Here is a 23,509-nt window from a genome sequence, read left to right on the forward strand (position 1 = left end):
CCCGCTTCGTGCCCGTCGTCCGGGCCATCCTGGGCGCGGGCACGGCAACGCCGCCGTCGAGCGGATCAAGCGGCCGGTCAGCGCACGACGATGACGGGGGCGATGTCCATCCGGGCCTGCAGCCGCTGGGCCGCCGCCTGCGCGCTCTCCCGCGTGGGGTAGGGGCCGATGTGGACCCGGTGCAGGCTGTCGGTATTGACGATCCGCAAGGGTTCGGCCCAATCCCCCAGCTGGCTCTTGAGCCGCGCCAGCAGGTCTTCGGCGTTGCGCTGGCCGCTGAATGCGCCCACCTGGAGGAAGATGCCCGATTGCGGCAAGACCGCCACCGGCGCCGCGGCCGAGGCGGGCACCTGCACGCCGGACGGCTGGGGCGGGTTCGCGGCGACCGCGGCCGGGCCGGGATTCGCCGGCGGCGCGGGATTCGCCTGGGCCAGCGGCGGCAGCTCCCGCATCTGGCTGGCGGGCGCCTGTACCGTGACCGGCAGCGCCACGACCTCGGGAGCATTCCCGTCCGCCGCCGCTTGCGTGACTGCGGGCGCCGAAGCCAGCATGGGCGCGTTGCCGCGCTCGGCCCGGATCCTGGCGATTTCCTCCGGTTGCAGCAGTTCCACCACCACTTCGCCGCTGCCCTGGGCAAGCAGGCCCAGCTTGTGCGCCGCGGTGTAGGAGAGATCGATGATCCGGTCGCTGTGGAACGGGCCGCGATCGTTGACGCGGACGATCACGGATTTGCCGGTGGCGACCCGGGTGACCCTGGCATAGCTCGGGATCGGCAGCGTGGTATGGGCGGCCGTCATCGCATACATGTCGTAGATCTCGCCATTCGACGTGCGGGCGCCGTGGAATTTGCGCCCGTACCACGAGGCGATCCCCCGCACCTTGTAGGGCTGCATGGACGTGTCGGGCACGTAGCGCTTGCCGAAGATCACGTAGGGCCGGTTGGCGCCGCTGGCCAGCGGTTCGACCGCCGGCAGCGGGTCCGGCACCAGATCGAGGTTGGCCGGGGGATTGGCCGGCGGGCCGTCGTCCTTGTAGTAGCCGCCTCCGCGCGATGCGGAGCCGGAGGGCGCCTTGGGAGCGCTGCTGCAGGCGGCGAGCGCCACGGTGGCGCAAACCGCGACCCATAACAGACTGGAACTCCCGCGAGGCTGGCGGCTGGATGTCGAGTTGGCGCCAAGGCTGGAGGTCCGGTCGGGTTGCATCATCGTCTAGGGTCCTGAATGCGTGGGTCTGGCAAGCGGCGGCGCGTCGGTCGGGCCGCCGCCAGGATCATAAAGGTCGAACTGCTTTTGTGCACGATGGCGCACCAGCACCTGCCCCTGGCCGGCGAACATGGCCGCCAGTTGTTCCACCACGTACACCGAGCGATGCGTGCCGCCCGTACAGCCTATGGCCACCGTCAGGTAGCTGCGCGTGTCCTGCATGTACTCGGGCAGCCAGGTGCGGATGAAGGCCGCGATATCGTCGATCATGCGGCCGACGTTGGGAATGGCGGCCAGGAAACTCGCCACCGGCGCGTCGCGACCGGTCAGCGGCCGCAGCACGGGGTCGTAGTGGGGGTTGGGCAGGCACCGCACGTCGAACATCAGGTCGGCGTCCAGCGGCACACCCTCCTTGAAGGCGAACGATTCGAAGGTCAGTACCAGCGGCACGGTGTCGGCCTGCACGACGTTGCGTATCCACGAACGCAGCTGCGAAGGCGTCAGTCCGGTGGTGTCGATGACGTGGCCCAGCTCGCGCAAGGGGCCCAGCAGTTCGCGCTCGTGCGCGATACAGGCTTCGATCGACGGCGCGATGCCTTCGCGGAACAGTTTGTCGGTAAGCGGATGGCGCCGCCGCGATTCCGAATAGCGCTGCACCAGCGTGCCGGTATCGGCGTCGAGAAAAACCACGCGGATCTCGGTGCCCAGCGCCCGCAGCGCGGTAATGGTGCCCGGCAGGCTGGCGATCGCGCCGGTGGAACGGGCGTCGATGGACACCCCCACGCGCTGCAGCCCGTCGTCATGCGCGGCGGCGATGAATTCGTGCAGGAAACGGACGGGAAGATTGTCGACGCAGTTATAGCCGGCGTCTTCGAGGGTACGAAGGGCCACGGACTTGCCAGAGCCCGAGATGCCGGTAATGAAGACGACGCGTAGCACAGTCTGATCTGGTCTAGATGGAGAGGAAAAAAGGAACGATACTGAACGATACCATCAAGGAAAGCCCACCCCCTACGCGCTTCGCGCGCCCCCTCAAGGGGGCGGCGCTGACGGACCGGCAAAGCCGGATCCGCGGCGCCCTGGATCTAGTACCGCTTTCTCCAATTGCCACACCGTTGCTACCGCTGGCAACCAGCGAAGCATCGGCGCTACATTCCAAGAAAGCGGTACTAGACCCAGGATGCGGTGGATCCGGCTCCGCCGGTCCACCCGCATCGCCCCCTTGAGGGGGCGTGCGAAGCGCGTAGGGGGTGGGCTTCCCTACTCGCCGTTCTGAATTGCGTCCATCTGCCGCTCCATGAACTCCGTCATCGTATCGATGCCCCGGAGTTGCAGGATGGCGTTGCGTACCGCCGCTTCCACCAGCACCGCCAGGTTGCGGCCCGCGGCTACCGGCAGCACGACCTTGCGTATGGGCAGGGCCAGCACGTCCTGGGTCAAGGCTTGCAGGGGCAGGCGTTCGAAATTCGCTTCCGGCGAGGTGGTGCGTACCAGGTGGACGATGAGCTTGAGCTTCATCTTGCGGCGCACCGAGGTTTCGCCGAAGATCGCCCGGATGTCGAGCAGGCCGAGTCCCCGCACCTCGAGCATGTTCTGCAGCAGCGGCGGGCAGCGGCCTTCGATGATGTTGGGCGCGATGCGGGAGAACTCCACGGCGTCGTCGGCCACCAGGCCGTGTCCGCGGGAAATCAGCTCCAGCGCCAGCTCGCTCTTGCCCAGGCCCGATTCGCCGGAGATCAGCACGCCCATGCCGAGCACGTCCATGAAGACGCCGTGCACGGTGGTGACCGGCGCGAGCTTCTTGGCGAGGTAGATGCGCAGCAGGTCGATGACCTGCGCCGCCGAGCGCGGCGACGCGAGCAGCGGCACGCCGTGGCGCTCGCAGTGTTCGAGCAGATCGGCCGGCGCCGCCAGGCCGTCGGCCATGATAATGGCCGGCACGCCGCCCGCGAGCAGTTCGTCGAGATGGTGTGCGCGGCGGCGCGCTTCGAGCCGCACGTAGAACGCCAGTTCCTCGAGTCCGAAGACCTGGATGCGCGTCGGGTGGATGAGGTTGAGGTGGCCCACCAGGTCGGCCGCCGCCAGGCAGGTGTCGGGCAGCGGCGAACGGTTGGCATTGGAGTGCCCCGCCAGCCAGCTCAAGGAAATCTTGTCGGTATTCTCGTCGACCAGTTTTTCGATAGTAAGCATCGGGGCACACGAAAAGAGGCGGCCGACCACGTGGCCGGGATCAGGCCTCGGCGTTGGACTGGGCCGGTTCCCAGTGGGTCAGCAGCGAGTGGATCGCGCTGGCGGAGGGTTCGGTCGCCAGGGCTTCGCGCAGCGCGCGATTGGACAGCATCTGCGCCAGTTCGGACAGGATTTCCAGGTGCACCTGCGTGGCCTGCTCGGGTACGAGCAGGAAGACCAGCAACTGCACAGGCTTGCCGTCGGGGGCGTCGAAATTGATGGGCTGCGCCAGGCGGACGAAGGCGGCCACGGCGTCGGTCAGGCCCTTGATGCGCCCATGTGGAACGGCCACGCCTTGGCCCAGGCCGGTCGACCCGAGTCGTTCGCGAGCGAACAGGCTGTCGAAGACCACCGACCGGGCGATGCCATGGTTGTTCTCGAACAAAAGGCCGACTTGTTCGAAAACGCGCTTCTTGCTGGTGACTTCCAGATCAAGCAGCACGTTCGAGGGAGGGAGTATCCGCGAGATCAGATTCATAACGTATGCGCCGGTCTGCCGATACAAATTCGCACAACAGATGGACCGGGCGACATCTTTTTAAGATGGAGATCGATTATAGGCCAGGGGGCAACGGGAAGCCCACCCCTGGCGGCCTGACGGCCATTCCCTCGAGGGCCGGCGCCGGCGGACCGGCAACACCGGATCGGCGGTGCCCTGGCGTACGCCGGGCTGACGGAGGAATGGCGTGCTTTTCTCCTTGTGCTCGGTTCCCGGAAAATGAGGCGGCGGAACAACATGCCGCATGGATACCTCGACGTGAAACCACCACTTCCGTCTCGGACCGGAATGCGGCCCGATATCCACGGGGCACCGCGGACCCGGCTTTGCCGGTCCGCCAGTGCCGCCCCTCGAGCGGAGCGGCCATAGGCCGCTCGGCGCGGGCTACATCACAAATCAGCGGCTAGCTGCCTTTTGGGTGCCTCGTCGGTTCGAGGCCGCTGGACCTTGTCCTTGTACTTGATGACCTGTCGGTCGACTTTGTCCACCAGGGCGTCGATCGCGGCATAGAGGTTTTCTTCCTGGGCCTCGCAATGGACGTCCTTGCCTCTGAGGTGCATGGTGATTTCGGCGCTGTGGCGCAGCTTTTCCACGGAAAGCAGCACCTGGATGTCGATGACGTGATCGAAATGCCTCAACACCCTCGTGAGCTTGTTCAGCACATACTCCCGTATGGCCGGGGTCACGATGAGGTGATGTCCGCTGATGCTCAGATTCATGTAAAGCCCTCCTTGAAGCGATGTACCGGGAATGCTCCCGGGCCAGCGCCGGCGTCCGCAGGTTGCCGGCGCACGTGACACGAGCGTGCCACTTTGCTTGCGTCGCAACCGGATTTCCGGCGTTTGCCACGCAATCGAAGTGGCGGGCACATGCATTTCAGCGGTTGATATGAAGATGAGCCTTGATCCGGGCCTTTCAAGTCCGGCCTAACCCTAGTCCACCGTGATGGATATGCAGCAGTGGGCGCCGGGCTTGGCCGACTAGATGTTCTTGCGCAAAGAAACGGGCGGGATCTTGAGTGCTTCGCGGTACTTGGCCACCGTGCGCCGGGCCACGACGATGCCCTGTTCCCCCAGCATCTGAGCAAGTTGGCTGTCGGATAGTGGCTGAGTGGGGTCCTCCGCTCCGATGAGTTGCTTGATCAGCGCACGAATCGCCGTGGACGATGCCGCACCGCCGGTTTCCGTGGCGACGTGGCTGCCGAAAAAATACTTGAGTTCGAACGTTCCCAGCGGGGTGAGCATGTATTTCTGGGTGGTGACGCGGGAGATCGTCGACTCGTGCAATCCTAGTGTATCTGCTATTTCGCGCAATACAAGGGGGCGCATGGCCACCTCGCCATGGTTAAGGAAACCCTGCTGGCGATCGATGATGGCCTGGGCTACGCGAAGGATGGTGTCGAAGCGCTGCTGCACGTTGCGGATCAGCCAGCGCGCTTCCTGCAATTGCGACGACAGTCCCGGATGCGCCGAGCTGCGCTCGGACTTGAGGATCTGCGCGTACATCTGGTTGATGCGCAGCCTCGGCACCGCTTCGCCGTTGAGCGTGGCGCGCCATTGGTTGCCGACCTTGCGCACGATCACGTCGGGAATGACGTAGTCGGCCGCCGGCGACGAATAGCGTGCGCCTGGTCGCGGATCGAGCCTGCGAATGAGGCTCTGCGCGGCGCGCAACTGATCGTCGCTGCAGCCGAGTGCCTTGCGCAGCTTGGCGTAGTCGCGCGCACCCAGCAGGGGCAGGTGCTGGGCGGCGATGCTGCGCGCCAGCGCCAGCACCGCGGCATCCCGCGCCTCGGGCAGGCAGTTCAGGTCCGGATCGCGCAATTGCAGGCACAGGCATTCGGAGATATTGCGCGCGCCGACGCCGGCGGGATCGAAGGACTGCAGCAAGCCCAGCGCCGAACGCAATTCGTCCGCATCGATTTCCAGTTCGGGCGGAAACAGTCCGGCCAGTTCCTCCAGCGAGGTGTCGAGATAGCCGTTGTCGTCCAGTTCGTCGATCAGCGCCGCGACCAGCGCGGCGTCGCGTTGCGTCGCTTGCGTGAACGACAGTTGCTCGAGCAGGTGTTCGCGCAGCGACGCGGAGCGGGCGGCCAGTTGCGGCGCGGTGTCGTCGTCGTGTTCGCCGCCCGGGCGATGCAGCTCCGGCATGCCGGGCGCATCGGGCAGTTCATGGACCTCGGCGGCGGACGATGTGTCGGCGTCGTCGCCGGTGCTTTCGCGCTCGCCATCCGTGGCCGTGGCGCTCGGGGCGGGGGCGTGGACGGTGCCGTCGGCGTCGACGCGCAGGGCGCCGGCCACGTGCTCGTCCTCGCGTTCGAGCAGCGGGTTCTCCTGGAGGATTTGTTCGATCTCGTGTTCGAGTTCGAGCGTCGACAGCTGCAGCAGCTTGATCGACTGCTGCAAGGCCGGCGTCAGCGCCAGGTGTTGGGAGGTGCGGAGTTGAAGGCCGGGTTTGAGCATGGGCACCGCTTACATGCGGAAGTGTTCTCCCAGGTAGACCCGGCGCACCGCCGGATCACCGACGATTTCCTCGGGGTGTCCGCTGGCCAGTACCGTGCCGTCGCTGATGATGTAGGCCCGGTCGCAGATGCCCAGCGTCTCGCGCACGTTGTGATCGGTGATGAGCACGCCTATGCCGCGGCTCTTGAGGAAGCGCACGATGCGCTGGATTTCGATGACGGCGATCGGGTCGACGCCGGCGAACGGCTCGTCCAGCAGGATGAAGCGAGGATTGGTGGCGAGCGCCCGCGCGATTTCCACGCGCCGGCGTTCGCCGCCGGACAGCGAGATGGCGGCGTTGCTGCGGATGTGGCCGATCTGCAATTCGTCCAGCAGCGACTCCAGGTTCTCGTCCACCTGGCGCGAGCTGAGCGACGAGCCATCCGGGTTGTGCTGCAGTTCGAGCACGGCGCGGATGTTCTGCTCCACGTTCAGCCGCCGGAATACCGAGGCGTCCTGGGGCAGGTAGGACAGGCCCAGCCGCGCCCGCTTGTGGATGGGCAGGCTGGTGGCCGACACGCCGTCGATATCGATGCTTCCCGCGTCCGCGGGGACCAGGCCGACGATCATGTAGAAGCACGTGGTCTTGCCGGCGCCGTTGGGCCCCAGCAATCCCACCACCTCGCCGCCGTCCACGTGCAGCGACACGTTCTTGACGACCGTGCGGCTCTGGTAGGACTTGCGCAGGCCGTGGGCGCGCAGGCGGCCTTCGCCCTTGGCGGATTCCTCGGCACGGCGGACCTCGGCCGTTTTTCCGGCCTCGATGTGCTGCGGCGCGTTCATTGGGACGCCTTGGCGGGAGTGGCGGGGCAGCCCGACGCCGGCGCGCCTTCGGCGGCCTGGCCGCGCGGCTGGATGATGGTGCGCACGCGCTGGTTGGGCGTGGGCGCCTTCGGCCCGCCGGTCGCCGTATAGGTTTCGGTGCGCTGGTTGTAGGTGATGCGCTGGCCGCGCACCTCGTCGACCATCTGCTCGCACGCCAGCCGCTTGACCACGGCCTTCGATATGAAATGGATCAGCTCGTTGCGGCCGTCGTACTCGACGCGCTCGCCCTCGCCTTCGATGTATTCGTCGGTGCCTTCGCGGCGCTGGCGCACGTGGACCAGCTTGCCGCTGTTGGCCGTGGCGACGCCGAACTGGTAGCCCTCGGCGTCTTCGCGCAGCTCCAGGCGGTCGGCGCGCAGGATCAGCGATCCCTTGGTGAGCACGACATTGCCGGTGAAGATGCTGGTCTGCTTCAAGTCGTCGTAGCGCAAGGCGTCGGCATCGACCGTCGTGGGCTGCGCGCTGTCGGCGCGCGCCGCGGCGGCCGGGCCGGCGCAGGCGAGAGCCGCCAGGGCGAGCATGGCCTGGGCGGCGATCAGGGAGAATCGATAGTGTGGCACGGTGTTCTTATCCCTTGGATGGCGGACGGGCCGGTGGTGCCGGCCGCGTACTGTTGGGCAGTATCTGTACCCGCGTCTGGTTGTCGACCTTCAGTTCACGCGAGACATTGTCGTAGCGCATGCCGCGGCCCTGTATGCGCGTGGACCCGTTCACCACGGTGGCGGGCAGGTCGGTGAAGGCGACATCCTCGTCGGGCAGCAGAGTGACTTCCTCGCTGCGTATATCGAGTTCCGGACGCCCCTGGCCGGGCAGCCGGCGCAGCTGCACGTCGCCGCGCATGACCACGCGCGCGCCGTCCTGGTCCATGCGCGCCTGGTGCGACGTAGCCGTCATCGTGGGGCGTTCTGGGCGCTGGCTCACAGCCCGGAATTGCGTGACCTCGGACGAGTCGTCGTCCGGATAGTGCACCAGGCGGTCGCCTTCCATCCGGGTCGTCGGCATGCCGTTTTCGTCGCTGCGCACCATGACGAACTCCTCCACGTAGGAGTCGATTTCGTGGGTCAGGCGGCGCGGCGGATCTTCCACCACCGCGCGCCGCGCATAATCGGCCGCCCACCACGTGCCGGCCACGAGCGCAGCCAGCAGCGCGATGGAAACCCCCGACGCGAGACGGTCTTTCATTGATACCCCCTAGGGGGCGGCACTGGCGGACCGGCAAAGCCGGATCCGCGGTGCCCTGGATGAAAGCAAGAACGGGGCGCTCCGCACTGTGATTCTGTGGGCAGATCCAGGATGCGGCGGATCTGGCTCTGCCAGTCCGCTCGCATCGCCCCCTGGGGGGCGCGCGTCAGCGCGTAGGGGGGGGCCACGTTCATTGAGGCGATCCCGAGGTAAGCGTGGTGCGGGCGCGGCTGGTGATGTAGCCGCCGAGCCGGCCTTGGGCGGCGAGGATCAGGTCGCAGCATTCGCGCGCCGCGCCGCTGCCGGCGGGCCGGGTGGCTACCCAGTGCGCCGCCTGGGCAATGTAGACCGGAGCCTCGGCCACGCTGGCGGCGAAGCCGACGCGGTGCATCACGGCCAGGTCGATGATGTCGTCGCCCATGAAGCCGATGTCGTCCAGCTCGAGGTTGTGGCGCTGCGCGAGCACGGTGACGGCGGCGCTCTTGTCGCGTACCCCCTGCTGGACTTCCGAGATGCCCAGTTCGGCCGCGCGCCGCGACACGGTGGGCGAGTCGCGGCCGGTCATGAAGGCCACCTCCACGCCGCTCTCGTGCAGCATGCGCAGGCCGAAGCCGTCGAGCGCATGGAAGCGCTTGACGGTTTCGCCGTGTTCGCCGTAGTAGAGCCGGCCGTCGGTCAGCACGCCGTCGACGTCGAAGATCATCAGGCGCAGCCGCGACGCACGTTCGCGCACGTCCTGCGGCACGCGGGCCAGGATCAGGGCTTCTGCCGGATGGGGGGTGAGGGGAATCGCCATGGGAACGTCAGAGCACCTTTGCTGCCATCAGGTCGTGGGTATGGAGGGCGCCGACCAGCTTGCCGGTGGCATCGAGCACCAGCAGCTGGTTCTTGCGGTTTTCGTCCATCAGCGCCGCCGCCTCGGTGGCGAGCGCATCCGGGCCGATGAAAAGGGGATTGCGCGTCATGCCGGCCACCACGGTCAGGTTGCGGATGTCGCCTTCGCGTTCGATCAGGCGGCGCAGGTCGCCGTCGGTGAAGATGCCGACCACGCGCTCGCCGTCGAGCACCGCCGTCATGCCCATGCTCTTGCGGGTGATCTCGACCAGGGCGTCGGTGACCGAGGCGGTGACCGGCACCGTGGGCAGGTCCCGGCCGGTGCGCATGACGTCGCTGACGTGGGTCAGCAGGCGCCGCCCCAGCGCGCCGCCGGGATGCGAGCGGGCGAAATCCTCCGGACCGAAGCCGCGCGCCTCGAGGCAGGCGACCGCCAGGGCGTCGCCCAGCGCCAGCGCTGTCGTGGTGCTGGCCGTGGGCGCCAGGTTCAGGGGGCACGCTTCCTGCGGTACGCTGGCGTCCAGGTGCACGTCGGCCAGCTGCGCCAGCTCGGACTCGGGGTTGCCGGTGATGGCGATCAGGGACGAGCCCAGCCGCTTCACGGCGGGAACGATGGTGAGCAGTTCGGCCGTCGTGCCGGAATAGGAGATCGTGACCAGGACGTCGTTGGCGGTGATCATGCCGAGGTCGCCGTGCACCGCCTCGGCCGCGTGCACGAAGAAGGACGGCGTGCCGGTGGAGGCGAAGGTGGCGGCGATCTTGCGGGCGATGTGGCCCGACTTGCCGATGCCGCTGACCACGACGCGGCCCGGGCAGCCGAGCAGGATGTCGACCGCGCGCACGAAAGTGCGGTCGAGGCGGTCCGACAGGGCCTTGAGCGCTTGGATTTCCACCGCCAGGGTGCTGCGGGCCGAGCCGATGACGTCGACGGGGCCGGAGGCGCCGGGGACGTATACGTTGGACGTGCCGTTGTCTGAGGTGTTCATGATGAGTCCGGGCCGCCGCCACGGGTGGCGGGCGGCGAAAAAAGCGCCCCGCGCCGGCCAGATGCGGCAGCGGTCATTCAATTGCGATGATCTACCAGTATAGTAGCAAGGGCACGATCCTTGCTTCACGTTCTTTGGGTTACAGTGGCGTCCTGCGTCGCCAGGGTGTCCGCACCCCGGTTCCTCCCCGACTTTTCCCGCCGAGCCCGCCATGTTCCTGGATCCGAACTACATCCGCGACCGCATCCGCACGGTGCCCGACTGGCCCGAACCCGGTGTGCTGTTCCGGGACATCACGCCCCTGCTGCAAGACCCACGCAGCTTCCGCGTGCTGATCGAGCTGTTCGTCTACCGCTACATGAACCAGCGGCTGGACCTGGTGGCGGGCATCGATGCCCGCGGGTTCATCGTCGGCAGCGTCATCGCCCACGAGCTGAACCTGGGTTTCGTGCCGGTGCGCAAGAAGGGCAAGCTGCCCTACGACACCATCGCCGAACAGTATTCCCTGGAATACGGCAGTTCCTCGGTGGAGATGCACGCCGATGCCGTGCGTCCCGGCCAGCGGGTGGTGCTGGTCGACGATCTGGTGGCCACCGGCGGCACCATGCTGGCCGGCATGAAACTGCTGCAGCGGCTGGGCGCCAACGTGGTCGAGGCCGCCGCGGTCATCGACCTGCCCAGGCTGGGCGGGTCGCAGGCCATACGCAATTCCGGGCTGAACCTCTATACCGTCTGCGAATTCGACGAGTAGGGCGGCGAGCGCCCAGGGCGGGCGGGATGCCTGCGCCGCGGCCGGCGCTCAGCCCGCTTTCTGCCGGCGCGCGCGGGCAGGCCTGGGAGGCTCGGCCGACGCCCGAGGCGCAAGGAACTTCTTCAGGTAGCCGCCGGTGTGGCTTTGCGCCACCTCGGCGATTTCCTCCGGCGTGCCCTCCGCCACGATCCGCCCGCCGCCGTCGCCCCCCTCGGGACCCATGTCGACGATCCAGTCGGCGGTCTTGATCACATCGAGGTTGTGCTCGATCACGACGACCGTGTTGCCGGCGTCCACCAGGTGTCCGATGACTTCCAGCAACAGGGAAATGTCGTGGAAGTGCAGGCCGGTGGTGGGTTCGTCCAGGATGTAAAGGGTACGTCCGGTGCCGCGCTTGGACAGTTCCTGCGACAGCTTGACCCGCTGCGCCTCGCCGCCCGACAGGGTGGTGGCGCTTTGCCCCAGCCGGATGTAGCCCAGGCCGACGTCGATCAAGGTCTGCAGCCTGCGCGCGATGGCGGGCACCGCCTCGAAGTAGTCCAGCGCCTGCTCGACCGTCAGGTCCAGCACCTCGCTGATGTTGCGGCCGCGGTAGCGGATCTCCAGCGTCTCGCGGTTGTAGCGGCTGCCGTGGCAGACGTCGCAGGGCACGTAGATGTCGGGCAGGAAGTGCATTTCCACCTTGACGACGCCGTCGCCCTGGCAGGCCTCGCAGCGGCCGCCCTTGACGTTGAAGCTGAAGCGGCCGGGGTCGTAGCCGCGCGCCCGCGCCTCTGGCACGCCAGCGAAGAGCTCGCGTATCGGCGTGAAGAGTCCCGTGTAGGTCGCCGGGTTGCTGCGCGGGGTGCGGCCGATGGGGCTCTGGTCCACGCTGATGATCTTGTCGAAATGCTCCAGCCCCTCGATCGATTCGTACGGCGCCGGTTCGGTCTGGCTGTTGTAGAGGTGCCGCGACACGACATTGACCAGCGTGTCGTTGATCAGCGTGGACTTGCCCGATCCGGACACGCCGGTGACGCACACCAGCCGGCCGGCGGGAATGCGCAGGTCCACGCCCTTCAGGTTGTTGCCGGTACAGCCCTTGAGCTCCAGCCACGGCAGCTCCTCCTGGCCTCGCACCGGCCGCCGGACGGGAATGGGAATGGCTTTCTTGCCGCTGAGGTACAGCCCCGTCAGCGAGTTCGGGTCGGTCACGATATGCGCGGGAGACCCCTGCGAGACGACCTCCCCGCCGTGCTCGCCGGCGCCCGGCCCCATGTCCACGACCCAGTCCGCCTCGCGGATCATGTCCTCGTCGTGCTCGACCACGATCACGCTGTTGCCCAGGTTGCGCAGGTGCCGCAGCGTGTCGATCAGCCGGTCGTTGTCGCGCTGGTGCAGGCCGATGGAAGGCTCGTCCAGCACGTACATGACCCCCGTCAGGCCCGAGCCGATCTGGCTCGCCAGGCGAATGCGCTGGGCTTCGCCGCCCGAGATGGTGTCGGCGCTGCGGTCCAGCGAGAGATAACTCAGCCCCACGTTGTTCAGGAAGGTCAGCCGTGCCGATATTTCGCGCACGATGCGGTCGGCGATCTCGCGCTTGGCGCCGGTCAGCGCCAGGTTCTCGAACCAGCGCAGGCAGTCGGCCAGCGGCAAGGCTTCCAGCTGATAGATGGCGCGCCCGTCTTCCCCTTCGCCCACCCTGACGTGGCGCGCCTCGGCGCGCAGGCGCGAGCCGCCGCAGTCGGGACAGGTCTTGACGTTGCGGTATTTGCCCAGTTCCTCGCGCACGGTGGCGGACTCGGTTTCCTTCCAGCGCCGTTCGAGATTGGGAATGACTCCCTCGAAGGGATGGGAGCGGATGGTGGTGCGGCCCTTTTCGTTGACGTAGGTAAAGGCGATTTCCTGCTCGCCCGATCCGTACAGCACGCGCTGCTGGATCTCCTCGGGCAGCTCCTCGAACGGCGTCTCGACGTCGAACCCGTAGAAGGCGGCCAGGCTGGTCAGCAACTGGTGGTAGAACGGGTTGCGGCGGTCCCAGCCGCGGATCGCGCCGCCGGCCAGGCTCAGTTCGGGGAAGGCCACGACCCGCTTGGGGTCGAAGAAGCCAACGTGCCCGATGCCGTCGCAGCTGGGGCAGGCGCCGATGGGATTGTTGAAGCTGAACAGCCGCGGCTCGAGTTCGGGCAGGCTGTGCCCGCACACCGGGCAGGCGTAGCGGCTGGAGAACAGGTGCTCGTGGCCGTGCCCGTCGGCGTCGCCGTCCAGTTCCAGCACGATGGCCCGGCCCTCGGCCAGGCCGATGGCGGTCTCGAAGCTCTCGGCCAGCCGCTGCTGGGCGTCGGGCCGCACCCGCAGGCGATCGATCACGACGTCGATGCTGTGCTTCTCGTTTTTCTTGAGCGGCGGCACGCTGTCGATGTCCAGCACCTCGCCGTCCACGCGCACGCGCACGAATCCCTGGGCCTGGAGGTTGGCCAGCTCGTCCTCGAAGCTGCCCTTGCGGTCGCGCACCAGCGGCGCGAGGATGGCCAGCCGGCTTTCGGCCGGCAGGCCCAGCGTGATGTCGACCATCTGGCTCACGCTCTGGGCCTGCAGCGGCAGGTCGTGATCCGGGCAGTAGGGCGTGCCCACGCGGGCGAACAGGAGCCGCAGGTAGTCGTGGATCTCGGTGACCGTCCCGACGGTCGAGCGCGGATTGTGGCTGGCGGCCTTTTGCTCGATGGAAATCGCCGGCGACAATCCCTCGATCAGGTCCACCTCGGGCTTGTCCATCAACTGCAGGAATTGCCGGGCATAGGCCGACAGGCTTTCCACATAGCGGCGCTGCCCCTCGGCATAGAGGGTATCGAACGCCAGCGACGATTTGCCCGAGCCGGACAACCCCGTGATCACGACGAGCTGGTGGCGGGGCAATTCCAGCGATACGTTCTTGAGATTATGGGTGCGCGCACCCCTGATCCGAATTACATCCATCAAACCTTTCCCGAGCCGGTCCGGCTGAAAGCCAACTTGGTAATATAACCCCCCCGTGCGCGCTTACGCGCGTCCCCCCCCAGGGGGGCGGCGCTGGCGGACCGGCGGAGCCGGATCCGCGGCGCCCTGGGTCTAGTGCGGGATTCTTGGGGTGTGGCGCTGGTGCTGTCGCTGGCTGCCGGCGATAGCGATGGGTGACATGACAAAAAGACTCGTACTAGATCCAGGGCACGGCGGATCCGGCTTTGCCGGTCCGCCAGTGCCGCCCCTTGAGGGGAGCGGCCAGCGGGCCGCTTGGGGTGGGCTTTCCTTCCGGTCCGCCTGCATCGCCCCCTGGGCCCGGCGCCGGGCCGCACCAAGGCGGGCCCAGGCCCCCTCGGGGGGCCGCCGCGTAGCGGCTGGGGGCTCCCCATGCCGGGCGCGCGTAAGCGCGTAGGGGGGGCAAATGTTTAGCATGACCTCGTTCGAACGCCGGGCCAGTCTTTCGCTGGCGGCGTTGTTCATGTGCCGTATGCTCGGGCTGTTCCTGCTGCTGCCGGTGTTTGCGGTGGCGGCCAAGGGGTTGCCGGGGGGGAACGATCCGGCCCGGGTGGGGCTGGCGCTGGGGATGTACGGCTTGACCCAGGCGTTCATGCAGATTCCGTTCGGCCTGGCGTCGGATCGCTGGGGGCGCCGCCCGGTGGTGGTGTTCGGGCTGGTGCTGTTCGTGACCGGCAGCGTGGTGTGCGCCATCAGCGACGATTTGTTCTGGATCACGGTCGGTCGGGCCATCCAGGGGTCGGGGGCGATTTCCGCGGCGGTGACGGCCTGGCTGGCCGACGCCACGCGCGACGAAGTCCGCACCAAGGCCATGGCGATGATCGGCGCCTCCATCGGCCTGACCTTTGCCCTGTCGCTGGTGCTGGCGCCGGTCCTGGTAGGCTGGGGCGGGCTGACCGGCCTGTTCTGGACCATCGCGGCGCTGGGCCTGGCCGCGCTCGGGGTGGCGGCCTGGGTGGTGCCCGCGGCGCCGCCGGCGCCGCGCACGCAGCCGGCGTCGATGTCGAGCGTGCTGACCCATCCCGACCTGCTGCGCCTGAACCTCGGCGTCTTCACGCTGCACCTGATCCAGGTCGCGCTGTTCGTCGTGGTGCCGGCGGCGCTGGTCCATGCCGGTGGCCTCGATGCCGCCACGCTCTGGAAGGTCTACCTGCCGGTGGTGCTGGCTTCGTTCGTGGTCATGGTGCCCGTGATCGGCGTGACCGAACGTTTTTCCACCCACCGCGGGACCTTGCTGGGCGCGATCGCCGGACTCATCCTGGTGTGCGTGTTCCTGCCCTGGGCGCAGGCCCATTTCGCCTGGCTGGTGGGGGCCATGATCGCCTTTTTCTCGGTTTTCAACGTCCTGGAAGCCATGCAGCCCTCGCTGGTGTCGCGGGTGGCGCCGCCTGCGCTCAAAGGCCTGGCCCTCGGTTTCTATAATACGAGCCAGGCGATCGGGCTTTTCGCGGGCGGAGCGCTGGGCGGATGGCTGGTTTCCCACCTCGGGCCCGCCTCGGTGTTCCAGGCGGCGGCCATGCTGGCGGTAATATGGCTGCTGGCGGCCTGGGGGATGAAGCCCCTGCCGGTCCGCAAGGCCGGGCAGCCGGGCCAGGCCTCCCGCTCCGCGACCTGAGCCCATCTTGTCCCATCTACGCACGACACCGTATTGCGGTCGGCGCATTTTCAACCAATGATGTTTTTTTCTTTTATGGCCCGTAGCTGCGCCGGGCGGGGGTGGCTACAATCCCCTCGCTTCGCTGCGGGCCGGTGAATACAGTCAATAGGAGTGTGGTAATGGCATCCGTCAACAAAGTCATCCTGGTCGGCAACCTGGGGCGCGACCCTGAAGTTCGCTACACGCCCGACGGCGCCGCGATCTGCAACGTGTCCATCGCCACCACGTCCCAATGGAAGGACAAGAACACCGGCGAACGGCGCGAGGAAACCGAGTGGCACCGCGTCGTGTTCTACAACCGCCTGGCCGAGATCGCCGGGGAATACCTGAAGAAGGGCCGCTCCGTGTACGTGGAGGGCCGCCTGAAGACCCGCAAATGGCAGGACAAGGATACCGGCGCCGATAAGTTCACCACCGAGATCGTGGCGGACCAGATGCAGATGCTGGGCGGACGCGAAGGCGGCGGCGGCGGTGGCGAGGGCGGCTATGGCGATTCGCCGGCTCCGCGCCAGGCCAGCCGGCCGGCCGGTGGCGGGCAGCAGCGCCCGGCTTCGCAGTCGGGCGGCGCGGCGCCCAATTTCGCGGATATGGACGACGATATTCCGTTCTGACCGCAAATCGGCCGCGGCCGTGTCGCAACCAGCGGACCGGCCCGCGCTCGGGGCGCAATGAGAAGGCTCGGCCGCACAGCCATGCCGCTGCGCGGCGGCCGTTCATCGTGTCCCGATCACGCCTTCCGATGCCCAGGCATCGAGTTCTTCGCTGGAATGGCCGAGCCATTTGCCGAAAATCTCCTCGTTGCACGCCCCGAGCGGCAGGCTCGGTTCGATGGGCCGCCGCGGCGTGTCCTCGAACACGAGCGGGGAATGCGGTAGCACGACCTTGCCCAGTTCGGGATGCTCGACCCATTGCAGGCTGCCGCGCGCGTGCATGTTGGCGTCGTGCATGACTTCCGACAGGTCCCTCACCGGCGCGCACGGCACTTTCGCCGCCAGCATGCGCCTTGCCGCTTCGTCCTTGCCCTGGGTCCGGGTCCAGGCTTCGATCAGCTCGTCTACGGCGCCGAAGTTCTCCACGCGCGCGGAGCGCGTTGCAAAGCGCGGGTCGTCCTTCAGCTCCTCACGGCCCATGACTTCCAGAATGGCCCGGAAGTGGTGGTCGCCCGGCGCATTGAGCACCAGGTATCCGTCCCGCGCCGGATAGACGTTGTACGGCGAGATGCCCAGCCCGCCATGGCGGTTGCCCGTGCGCGCCGGCGCGGCGGCCCCCCGCGCGTGCAACATGCCCAGGTTGGACGCCAGCGAGGCATAGGTTGCATCCTGCATGGAGACTTCCACCACGCGCCCCTTGCCGGTTCTCTCGCGTCCGTAGAGGGCGGTCACGATGGCACCGTAGAGGTGGATGCCGGCCATGAAATCGCAGATCGCGGCGCCGGCCTTGACCGGGGGCTGGTCGGGGAATCCCGTCGAATTGATGACCCCGCACATGGCCTGCATCACCAGGTCCATGGCCGGATAGTCGCGGTAGGGGCCGGTCTTGCCGTAGCCCGAACTGGAGCCGTATATCAGCCGCGGGTTGCGGGCAAGGAGTTCCTCGGCGCCCACGCCCAGGCGATCCATGACCCCCGGGGCGAAGTTCTCGACCAGGACATCGGCGCGCGTGGCCATCTCGAGCAGCAGCTCGCGGCCCTTTTCCGATTTGAGGTTCAAGGTGACCGGCTTCTTGTTGGAGTTCAGCATGGCGAAGGGCAGGGCGGCGCCGCCCATGTCGCCGCGGCTGCGCAGGTGTTCGCCCTGGAACGGCTCGACCTTGACGACCTGGGCGCCGGCCATGGCCATCAGGAAGGTGGCATAGGGGCCGTTGTACACGTGGGAGAGGTCGATCACGGTAACGCCGGAAAGCGGATATGGCTCCATCCTAGAAAGTCCCCATCGAAAGGAACCCGTCCACCGCGTCGAAATCGCCGAGCAGTTTCTTGCCGACCAGGTCCTTCAGGGTCTCGGTGGTGCCGCCGCCCAGCGTGCCGTAGCGCGCTCCGCGGTAGAAGCGCGAAACCGGATATTCGTCGGTGAAGCCGTACCCGCCGTGGACCTGGATGGCTTCGCTGGTGACGCGTATGGCCATTTCGTTGACGAACATCTTGGCGATGGCGGCCTCGTGGGGATCGGGAAAAGGACTGGCCGTCAGGCAGGCGCGGTAGAGCAGGCTGCGCCCCGCCTCGATGTCGCGGTACATCTCCGCCAGTTTCCAGCGCATGCCCTGGAAATCTCCGATGGCGCGGCCGAAGGCGGTCCGGTCCCGCGCATACTTGATGGCCTCCTCGAAGGCGCCCTCCGCCAGGCCGAGGGAGACGCTGGGGTTGAGACAGCGCTGGGTGTTGAATGCCGAGAGCAGCTTGCGGAAGCCGTCTTCGCGGATGATGACGTGCTCCAGAGGCAGTTCGCAGTTCTCGAAGCGGATCTCGGCAAGATTCTCGCCGCCCATGGTGTGATAGCGGCTGGTGACCATGAAGCCCGGCGCGTCCCGGTTGACCAGTACGCATCCTATGCCTTCGCGGCCCGGCCGTCCGTCGATGCGGCTGAAGACCACGAACCACTGCGCTTCGTCGACGCGGCTGATCAGGGTCTTCACGCCGTTCAGCCGGACCCGGTCGCCGGCCACCGTGGCATTGGTGCGGTAGTTGGCGACGTCCGTTCCCGCGTGCGGCTCGGTCATGCAGACCGCCAGCATGGAATCGCCCGTGCAGACCTTGGGCAGGATGTCCCGCTTCATGTGCTCGGGCGCATAGGTGGAGATGATGCGGGTCTGCACGCCGACCTCGCCCATCAGGGCCATGGCGGTCGTATAGCAGACCTTGGAAACCTCCTCGACCACCAGCGCGGTATCGAAGACGGGGAGTCCCGATCCGCCGTACTCCTCGGGGACCGCCATGCCCAGCACGCCGATCGCCGCCAGGTCGCGCACGTTCTCCCAGGGAAAGGTGCCGTCCATGTACTTCAGCGCGCGGTCGCGGAATTTCTCGCGCGCCAGTTCGCGGACGGTACCGACCAGCGCGCGCTGTTCGGGAGTGAGATGGACGCTCATATTGCTCATGCCGGGTGTCCTCCAGGACGATGTGCGAAATCAGTTCGACAATTGGGTAAAGCGCGGCGGACGGCCTTCGGAGAAGGCCGCCAGGCCCTCGGCGTAGTCGGCCGAGCCGAGGATCGCCGGCAGGGCGGCCCGCTCCAGCGCCAGGCCCTCGGCCAGGGAGCGGTCCATGCCGTCGCGCACCAGGCGCTTGATGGCCGATAGCGCGGGGGCGGACCGGCTGGCGAGCAGCCTGGCCAGGGCTTGTGCGCGATCCGGTAGGTCCTCGGCGGGCACGACTTCGTTGACGAGGCCGATGCCCAGTGCGTATTCGCTCGTGACCGGCTCGGCGGTCAGCATCATCTGCAATGCGCGGCTGGCGCCTATCGTGCGCGGCAGGCGCTGCGTGCCGCCCGCGCCGGGAAAGGCGCCGATGCGGCTTTCCGTCAGGCCGAGCCGGATGCCGGCCGCGGCGATGCGCAGGTCGCAGGCCAGCGCCAGCTCCAGCCCGCCCCCGAAGGCCAGGCCGTTCAGGACCGCCACGGTGACGCAGCGTGCGGCGGCGATCGTGTCGATGGCCGCGTTGATGCCGGCGTTGTGGGCCATGCGGGCGGCCGTATCCATGCCCTGCCGTTCCTTGAGATCGGCGCCGGCGCAGAAGGCGCGTCCGCTGCCGCATATCAGAAGGACCCGCGCGCGGCGGGCGCACGCCGCGTCCACCGCCGCCTTCAGGGCCGCGACCGTGCCGACGCCGAGCGCGTTCATTCGTTCGGGTCGGTCCAGCCGGATCCGGTGGATGCCCTCGTCCGGCTCGTCGCAATGCACGTCTTGGATCATGGCTTTTCTCGTTGGCGCAGGGCGCGCTCCAGATGTTCACGATGTCGTGGGTGGGCGATGGCGGTCAGCCGTCGCGCCCGTTCCCGCAAGGAGCAGCCGCGCAATTGCGCCGCGCCGTATTCGGTGACGACGACGTCGATATCGCTGCGGGCCGTGGTGACCGGGCGCCCGTCCAGCGAGGGGACGATGCGCGAATGCCTGCCGTCCGGCGTGGCGGACGGCAAGGCAATGATGGAGCGCCCGCCGGGGGAGGCGATTCCGGCTCGCACGAAATCGACCTGGCCGCCCACCGCGCCGAGGTAGCGCTCTCCCGCGACCTCGGCGTTGACCTGGCCGGACAGGTCGATCTCGATGGCCGAATTGACCGTGTGGAAGGCCGGCAGGGTGGAGGTGATGGCGAGGTGGTGCGTGTAGTCGACGTTGCGCAGTTCGATCTGTCCGCTATCCAGGGCGAAATCGCGCAGGCGGCGCGTGCCGAACAGACCGCCGGTCACGGTCAGCCCGCGATCGCGCCCCTTGTGTTCGTTGGTGACCGCTCCGGCCTCGACCAGATCGACCAGCGCATCGGACACGACGCCGCTGTGGACGCCCAATTGCCGGTGGCCGCGCAGCGCATGGGCGACCGCCACCGGCAAGGTGCCGACGCCCAGCTGTATCGTTGCCCGATCGGGAATCAGCGCCGCCACTTCGCGCGCCACCGCCGCATCGGCTTCCGAGGGTTGCGGGTCCGGCATCTCGGCGATGCGATCGTCGCTCTCCACGAGCAGGTCGATGTCCGCCGCATCGACGACGGCATCGCCGCCGAGCGCGGGCAGGGCGGGATTGAGCAGCGCGACGACGAACCGCGCCCGCCGGATCAGCGCATGCGTGAAATCCGCGATCACGCCCAGGCTATAGGCATCGCGGCCCAGGGGCGCCACCTGGATCAGCGCCACGTCGGCGCGCAGCAGCCCGAGTTCCAGCAGGGAGGGAATCGAGCCGACGTGGCAGGGCAGGATGTCGGCCAGCGCGGTGACGCGGCGGCTGTTGCCCGCTCCGTTCAGGGCCTGCAGCGTGAAGTGCTTGGCCAGCTCGGGGCGCAAGGTGTCCGACGACGACAGGCCGAACAGCAAGCTTGCAGGCGGGAGCTCGCCGCGTTGCGCCACCAGCCTTTCAGTCAGCGCGAGCGGTTCGCCGGGACCTTGCGGCCAGGCGATCACCTCGTTCGGGCGCAGGTGCTCCGCGAAGCGGAGGTCGTGCAGGCTGATGCGGTTCATGCCGGGCCTACTCGGTCTGGAACTGCCTGCTCTTGACCAGCGCCGCCCAGCGCTCGAGCTCCGCCTTGATCAGGCCGCCGAACTGGTCGGGCGTGCCGGGCCGCGCCGCCGCGCCTTCCCGGGCAAGAATGTCGCGGACCTCGGGCAGGCCGATGATGGCATTCAGCTCCTCGTTCAGCCTCTTGACCACGGCCGGCGGCGTGCGCGCAGGCGCCATCAGACCCCACCACACGTCGAGCCGGAATCCCGGCAATCCCGCCTCCGACGCGGTGGGAATCTCGGGCGCGAGCGGCGACCGCTGGTCGCTGGTGATGGCGAGCGCGCGCATCCTGCCCTCGCGGATGTAAGGCACGGCCGAGGACAGGCTGGGCAGCAGCATCTGCAGGTTGTTCGCCATCAGGTCCGTGAAGGCGAGGGAGATCCCCTTGTAGGGGACGTGCACCAGCTGTATGCCGGCGGCTGACGCCAACAGCTCCGTGCCCAGGTGATTGATGCCGCCGACTCCGGCCGAACCGTAGAAGATCTTCTTCGGTGCCGCACGGGCAAGGTCGATCAGTTCGTGCAGAGTAGCGGCCTTCACGCTGTTGGCCACGACCACGACGAAGGGGCCCGCGCCGATTTCGCCGACCGGAGCGAGGTCCTTCGTCACGTCATAGGGGAGCGACTTGCCGATGACGCTGTTCGTGATGATGGAGGTGGAGGCGAACAGCAGCGTGTATCCGTCGGGGGGCGCCTTGGCGACCATGTCGGTGCCTATCGTTCCGCCGGCGCCGCCGCGGTTGTCCACCACGACGGCCTGGCCCAGGCGCGCGCCGAGCTTGCTGGCGATGATGCGGGAGAGATTGTCGTTGCTGCCACCGGGCGCGAACGGGACGATGAGCTTGATGGGCCGGTCCGGCCAGTCCGCGGCCGCTGGAAGGGAATGCAGGCACAGCAGCGCGCCGGCTGCCCAGACGGCCCCTGCCGCGATACGGGTAAGAGAACGCATGGCTTGTCTCCTCCTTGTGTCCCCGGGACGTATCGGCGGCCCTGGGGGCGGGTTTGCTTGCATGATCACTGCGAGAGGCGTTTCCGTCAGGAAGGGGGGGCAAGGACGTCGGCCAGGACGCGGGCATCGCCCATGTCCTCCAGCCGGTCGACCATCCCGCGCAAGCGCGGGACGGCGTCCCGGGAAAGCGCAAGGGCGGCGTGGGCGAAGCAGTCGTGCGCCTTGGCGTCGGCGGCGACGGGTGGCATGGGCCGGGAGGGATGTCCCAGCGGGACGTCGATCCTGGCATCGCGGACGGTCCCGTCGACCAGTTCGGCGCGCATCACCGCCGGCGTTACGTTGCGGCCCTGCCGGCGCTCGATGTCGTCGTCGACATAGGCATCGACGAGCCGGGCCAGCGCGAGGATATCGGGGCGGGCGAGGGCACTCGTCTCGAAATGCCCGAGACCGACGTGGCCATCGACGAGCGCCGCCGCCACGGTATAGGGCAGGCTGAACTGGCTCTGCACCACGCTCTGCGGCGCCTTGCGGACGTCCACCGGCGTACACACCGCCTCGTAGGCCTGCCGGTTCACCCCCACGCGCAGGCGCCGGATGCGGTGCGGGGCCAGTCCCTCTCGCCGCAGCGCCAGCGCCGCGTCGATCGCGCTGTGATTCAGGCGGCAGCAGGGATAGGGCTTGTAGCTCAACCGGACGAACTCGTAGTCCTTCCCGAGGCCGCTGCGCAAGGCCTCCCGGTCGCAGCGGTCGCGCAGATAGACGCGCAGGAAGCCATCCTCGCCCTCGAAGGTCCTGCGCGCGCCCCGTATGCCGCGCCGCGCCAGCTGGACCGACACCAGCGCGGCCTGGGCCGCGAATCCCGGCTGCATGCGTTTGGTGAGCGCGCCGTCGCGCGTGACCTGGTGGTTGCCCGCGACTTGCGAATAGGCAATGCCCAGGGCGTTCGCCGTCTGTTCCGGGTCGAGCCCCAGTATCCGCGAGGCCGCGACGGTGGCGGCGAAGTAGCCGAACAACGGGGTGTAGATGAAGCCGGTCTCGATGATGCTGGCCTGGGTGGCCACGCCCAGCCGGCATATCGTCTCCAGGCCCGCCGCGACGGCGGCGAGGAAGTCCTCGCCGGGGGTCGTGCCGCGCAATGCGGCGGCGGCCAGCGCGGCGGGGACGACCGACACGCCGGCATGCAGCACGGCGGCGTCGTGCGTGTCGTCGTAGTCGCGGGCATGGGCCATCATGCCGTTGACCCATGCCGCCTGGTGGGCGGGAACGCGGTCGCCGAAAACGAGGATGGCCGCCTGCGGCGCGCCGCCCCATTCCGTGGCGAGGGCGCGCACTTCGGCCACGCCTTGCGCGCTCGAGCCGGCGGCGGCGCAGGCCAGGGTGTCGAAGATATTGGCTTGGACCGCCGCGACGGCTTCGGCGGGAAGACGGGAGGCGGACAGCGTGCAGGCGAAGCGGGCGAGGACGGCGGAATAGTCCTCGTCCATGGGGCGCGCCGCGGTTGCCGGTCCGGTTGCCAAGCCCATGGCCGTTCCTAGACCCGATGGGGAAGAGGGATGCGCGTCCGCGCGATGCGGGGCCATCCTATAATTTCGGCAGAGCACGATGCCCGCCCGCCCGCGGTGTTCCGACTGCCGTCCGCGGCCCTGTCGTTGGAATGCTCCATGCTTGTCTCCGGCGCGTCGTTACCGCTCGTTCATCG

Annotated in this window: 21 protein-coding genes; 3 read left to right on the forward strand and 18 right to left on the reverse strand. The window is 67.9% G+C overall.

The features are described from left to right. Nucleotides 1-77 precede the first annotated feature (77 nt). The 11 genes from CDO44_RS11955 to CDO44_RS12005 all read right to left on the reverse strand — a co-directional run bounded on the left by CDO44_RS11955 (nt 78) and on the right by CDO44_RS12005 (nt 10,258). The gene (locus CDO44_RS11955) at nt 78-1,205 is read right to left on the reverse strand and encodes a septal ring lytic transglycosylase RlpA family protein (RefSeq protein ID WP_233146151.1); all 1,128 of its coding nucleotides are present in this window, start codon (nt 1,203-1,205) and stop codon (nt 78-80) included. A 3-nt stretch (nt 1,206-1,208) separates the two neighbouring features. Next, nucleotides 1,209-2,141 carry an RNase adapter RapZ gene (rapZ, locus tag CDO44_RS11960; protein ID WP_087780435.1) on the reverse strand — a complete coding sequence of 311 codons (933 nt, stop codon included), beginning with the start codon at nt 2,139-2,141 and terminating at the stop codon, nt 1,209-1,211. A 321-nt stretch (nt 2,142-2,462) separates the two neighbouring features. Beyond that, complete coding sequence (gene hprK / locus CDO44_RS11965; RefSeq protein WP_087780436.1) at nt 2,463-3,392, reverse strand: HPr(Ser) kinase/phosphatase; 930 nt, start codon at nt 3,390-3,392, stop codon at nt 2,463-2,465. A 40-nt stretch (nt 3,393-3,432) separates the two neighbouring features. Next, on the reverse strand, nt 3,433-3,909 hold the full coding sequence (gene ptsN / locus CDO44_RS11970; protein WP_087780437.1) for a PTS IIA-like nitrogen regulatory protein PtsN: 477 nt from the start codon (nt 3,907-3,909) through the stop codon (nt 3,433-3,435). 410 nt (nt 3,910-4,319) lie between these two features. Next, nucleotides 4,320-4,649 (reverse strand): ribosome hibernation-promoting factor, HPF/YfiA family, encoded by a 330-nt coding sequence (gene hpf / locus CDO44_RS11975; protein WP_087780438.1) that lies wholly within the window; start codon nt 4,647-4,649, stop codon nt 4,320-4,322. A gap of 261 nt (nt 4,650-4,910) precedes the next feature. After that, nucleotides 4,911-6,392 carry an RNA polymerase factor sigma-54 gene (locus CDO44_RS11980; RefSeq protein ID WP_087780439.1) on the reverse strand — a complete coding sequence of 494 codons (1,482 nt, stop codon included), beginning with the start codon at nt 6,390-6,392 and terminating at the stop codon, nt 4,911-4,913. 9 nt (nt 6,393-6,401) lie between these two features. Then, the gene (gene lptB / locus CDO44_RS11985; protein ID WP_087780440.1) at nt 6,402-7,214 is read right to left on the reverse strand and encodes an LPS export ABC transporter ATP-binding protein; all 813 of its coding nucleotides are present in this window, start codon (nt 7,212-7,214) and stop codon (nt 6,402-6,404) included. Continuing rightward, entirely contained in the window at nt 7,211-7,816 is a 606-nt protein-coding gene (lptA, locus tag CDO44_RS11990; protein ID WP_233146152.1) for a lipopolysaccharide transport periplasmic protein LptA, read from the reverse strand. Before lptA ends, lptB begins: the two co-directional genes overlap by 4 nt. 7 nt (nt 7,817-7,823) lie before the next feature. Then, nucleotides 7,824-8,438 (reverse strand): LPS export ABC transporter periplasmic protein LptC, encoded by a 615-nt coding sequence (lptC, locus tag CDO44_RS11995; RefSeq protein WP_087780441.1) that lies wholly within the window; start codon nt 8,436-8,438, stop codon nt 7,824-7,826. 190 nt (nt 8,439-8,628) lie between these two features. Beyond that, a complete protein-coding gene (locus CDO44_RS12000; protein ID WP_087780442.1) occupies nt 8,629-9,234 on the reverse strand; it encodes an HAD family hydrolase in 606 nt (201 codons plus the stop codon). 7 nt (nt 9,235-9,241) lie between these two features. Continuing rightward, a complete protein-coding gene (locus CDO44_RS12005) occupies nt 9,242-10,258 on the reverse strand; it encodes an SIS domain-containing protein (RefSeq protein ID WP_087780630.1) in 1,017 nt (338 codons plus the stop codon). A gap of 211 nt (nt 10,259-10,469) precedes the next feature. On the opposite strand from CDO44_RS12005, the gene CDO44_RS12010 reads away from it, so the two are divergent. Next, on the forward strand, nt 10,470-11,009 hold the full coding sequence (locus CDO44_RS12010) for an adenine phosphoribosyltransferase (protein ID WP_087780443.1): 540 nt from the start codon (nt 10,470-10,472) through the stop codon (nt 11,007-11,009). Between the two features lie 48 nt (nt 11,010-11,057). On the opposite strand, the gene uvrA is transcribed toward CDO44_RS12010, so the two are convergent. Then, the gene (gene uvrA, locus CDO44_RS12015) at nt 11,058-13,964 is read right to left on the reverse strand and encodes an excinuclease ABC subunit UvrA (RefSeq protein ID WP_087780444.1); all 2,907 of its coding nucleotides are present in this window, start codon (nt 13,962-13,964) and stop codon (nt 11,058-11,060) included. Nucleotides 13,965-14,418: 454 nt separating this feature from the next. On the opposite strand from uvrA, the gene CDO44_RS12020 reads away from it, so the two are divergent. Together CDO44_RS12020 and ssb are read left to right on the forward strand one after the other, a co-directional pair. Beyond that, a complete protein-coding gene (locus CDO44_RS12020) occupies nt 14,419-15,618 on the forward strand; it encodes an MFS transporter (protein ID WP_087780445.1) in 1,200 nt (399 codons plus the stop codon). Between the two features lie 161 nt (nt 15,619-15,779). Next, entirely contained in the window at nt 15,780-16,271 is a 492-nt protein-coding gene (gene ssb, locus CDO44_RS12025; RefSeq protein ID WP_087780446.1) for a single-stranded DNA-binding protein, read from the forward strand. Between the two features lie 102 nt (nt 16,272-16,373). Here the strand turns inward: ssb and CDO44_RS12030 are convergent, their stop codons facing one another. From CDO44_RS12030 to CDO44_RS12055, 6 genes are all read right to left on the reverse strand, one after another. Continuing rightward, nucleotides 16,374-17,576: a CaiB/BaiF CoA-transferase family protein gene (locus tag CDO44_RS12030; protein WP_087780447.1), complete on the reverse strand. Its 1,203-nt coding sequence runs from the start codon at nt 17,574-17,576 to the stop codon at nt 16,374-16,376. Nucleotide 17,577: 1 nt separating this feature from the next. Beyond that, a complete protein-coding gene (locus CDO44_RS12035) occupies nt 17,578-18,753 on the reverse strand; it encodes an acyl-CoA dehydrogenase family protein (protein ID WP_233146154.1) in 1,176 nt (391 codons plus the stop codon). 30 nt (nt 18,754-18,783) lie between these two features. Next, complete coding sequence (locus tag CDO44_RS12040) at nt 18,784-19,566, reverse strand: enoyl-CoA hydratase/isomerase family protein (protein WP_087780448.1); 783 nt, start codon at nt 19,564-19,566, stop codon at nt 18,784-18,786. After that, on the reverse strand, nt 19,563-20,822 hold the full coding sequence (locus CDO44_RS12045) for an acetyl-CoA hydrolase/transferase family protein (protein ID WP_087780449.1): 1,260 nt from the start codon (nt 20,820-20,822) through the stop codon (nt 19,563-19,565). Before CDO44_RS12045 ends, CDO44_RS12040 begins: the two co-directional genes overlap by 4 nt. Nucleotides 20,823-20,829: 7 nt before the next feature. Further along, nucleotides 20,830-21,810 carry a tripartite tricarboxylate transporter substrate binding protein gene (locus tag CDO44_RS12050; RefSeq protein ID WP_158213269.1) on the reverse strand — a complete coding sequence of 327 codons (981 nt, stop codon included), beginning with the start codon at nt 21,808-21,810 and terminating at the stop codon, nt 20,830-20,832. 86 nt (nt 21,811-21,896) lie between these two features. After that, entirely contained in the window at nt 21,897-23,333 is a 1,437-nt protein-coding gene (locus tag CDO44_RS12055) for an MmgE/PrpD family protein (RefSeq protein WP_158213270.1), read from the reverse strand. Nucleotides 23,334-23,509 lie beyond the last annotated feature (176 nt).

The sequence above is a fragment of the Pigmentiphaga sp. NML080357 genome (assembly GCF_002188465.1).
In the GTDB taxonomy this organism is placed as follows: Bacteria; Pseudomonadota; Gammaproteobacteria; order Burkholderiales; family Burkholderiaceae_B; genus Pigmentiphaga.

What these genes read in the sequence shown, in the direction of transcription:
- CDO44_RS12010 (WP_087780443.1), top strand. Translation starts at nt 10,470, where the DNA reads ATGTTCCTGGATCCGAACTACATCCGCGACCGCATCCGCACGGTGCCC.
- lptB (WP_087780440.1), bottom strand. Translation starts at nt 7,214, where the DNA reads ATGAACGCGCCGCAGCACATCGAGGCCGGAAAAACGGCCGAGGTCCGC.
- lptC (WP_087780441.1), bottom strand. Translation starts at nt 8,438, where the DNA reads ATGAAAGACCGTCTCGCGTCGGGGGTTTCCATCGCGCTGCTGGCTGCG.
- hprK (WP_087780436.1), bottom strand. Translation starts at nt 3,392, where the DNA reads ATGCTTACTATCGAAAAACTGGTCGACGAGAATACCGACAAGATTTCC.
- CDO44_RS11980 (WP_087780439.1), bottom strand. Translation starts at nt 6,392, where the DNA reads ATGCTCAAACCCGGCCTTCAACTCCGCACCTCCCAACACCTGGCGCTG.
- CDO44_RS12040 (WP_087780448.1), bottom strand. Translation starts at nt 19,566, where the DNA reads ATGATCCAAGACGTGCATTGCGACGAGCCGGACGAGGGCATCCACCGG.
- CDO44_RS12045 (WP_087780449.1), bottom strand. Translation starts at nt 20,822, where the DNA reads ATGAACCGCATCAGCCTGCACGACCTCCGCTTCGCGGAGCACCTGCGC.
- CDO44_RS12055 (WP_158213270.1), bottom strand. Translation starts at nt 23,333, where the DNA reads ATGGGCTTGGCAACCGGACCGGCAACCGCGGCGCGCCCCATGGACGAG.
- CDO44_RS12050 (WP_158213269.1), bottom strand. Translation starts at nt 21,810, where the DNA reads ATGCGTTCTCTTACCCGTATCGCGGCAGGGGCCGTCTGGGCAGCCGGC.
- CDO44_RS12035 (WP_233146154.1), bottom strand. Translation starts at nt 18,753, where the DNA reads ATGAGCAATATGAGCGTCCATCTCACTCCCGAACAGCGCGCGCTGGTC.
- ssb (WP_087780446.1), top strand. Translation starts at nt 15,780, where the DNA reads ATGGCATCCGTCAACAAAGTCATCCTGGTCGGCAACCTGGGGCGCGAC.
- CDO44_RS12030 (WP_087780447.1), bottom strand. Translation starts at nt 17,576, where the DNA reads ATGGAGCCATATCCGCTTTCCGGCGTTACCGTGATCGACCTCTCCCAC.
- CDO44_RS12020 (WP_087780445.1), top strand. Translation starts at nt 14,419, where the DNA reads ATGACCTCGTTCGAACGCCGGGCCAGTCTTTCGCTGGCGGCGTTGTTC.
- hpf (WP_087780438.1), bottom strand. Translation starts at nt 4,649, where the DNA reads ATGAATCTGAGCATCAGCGGACATCACCTCATCGTGACCCCGGCCATA.
- CDO44_RS12000 (WP_087780442.1), bottom strand. Translation starts at nt 9,234, where the DNA reads ATGGCGATTCCCCTCACCCCCCATCCGGCAGAAGCCCTGATCCTGGCC.
- ptsN (WP_087780437.1), bottom strand. Translation starts at nt 3,909, where the DNA reads ATGAATCTGATCTCGCGGATACTCCCTCCCTCGAACGTGCTGCTTGAT.
- CDO44_RS12005 (WP_087780630.1), bottom strand. Translation starts at nt 10,258, where the DNA reads ATGAACACCTCAGACAACGGCACGTCCAACGTATACGTCCCCGGCGCC.
- uvrA (WP_087780444.1), bottom strand. Translation starts at nt 13,964, where the DNA reads ATGGATGTAATTCGGATCAGGGGTGCGCGCACCCATAATCTCAAGAAC.
- CDO44_RS11955 (WP_233146151.1), bottom strand. Translation starts at nt 1,205, where the DNA reads ATGATGCAACCCGACCGGACCTCCAGCCTTGGCGCCAACTCGACATCC.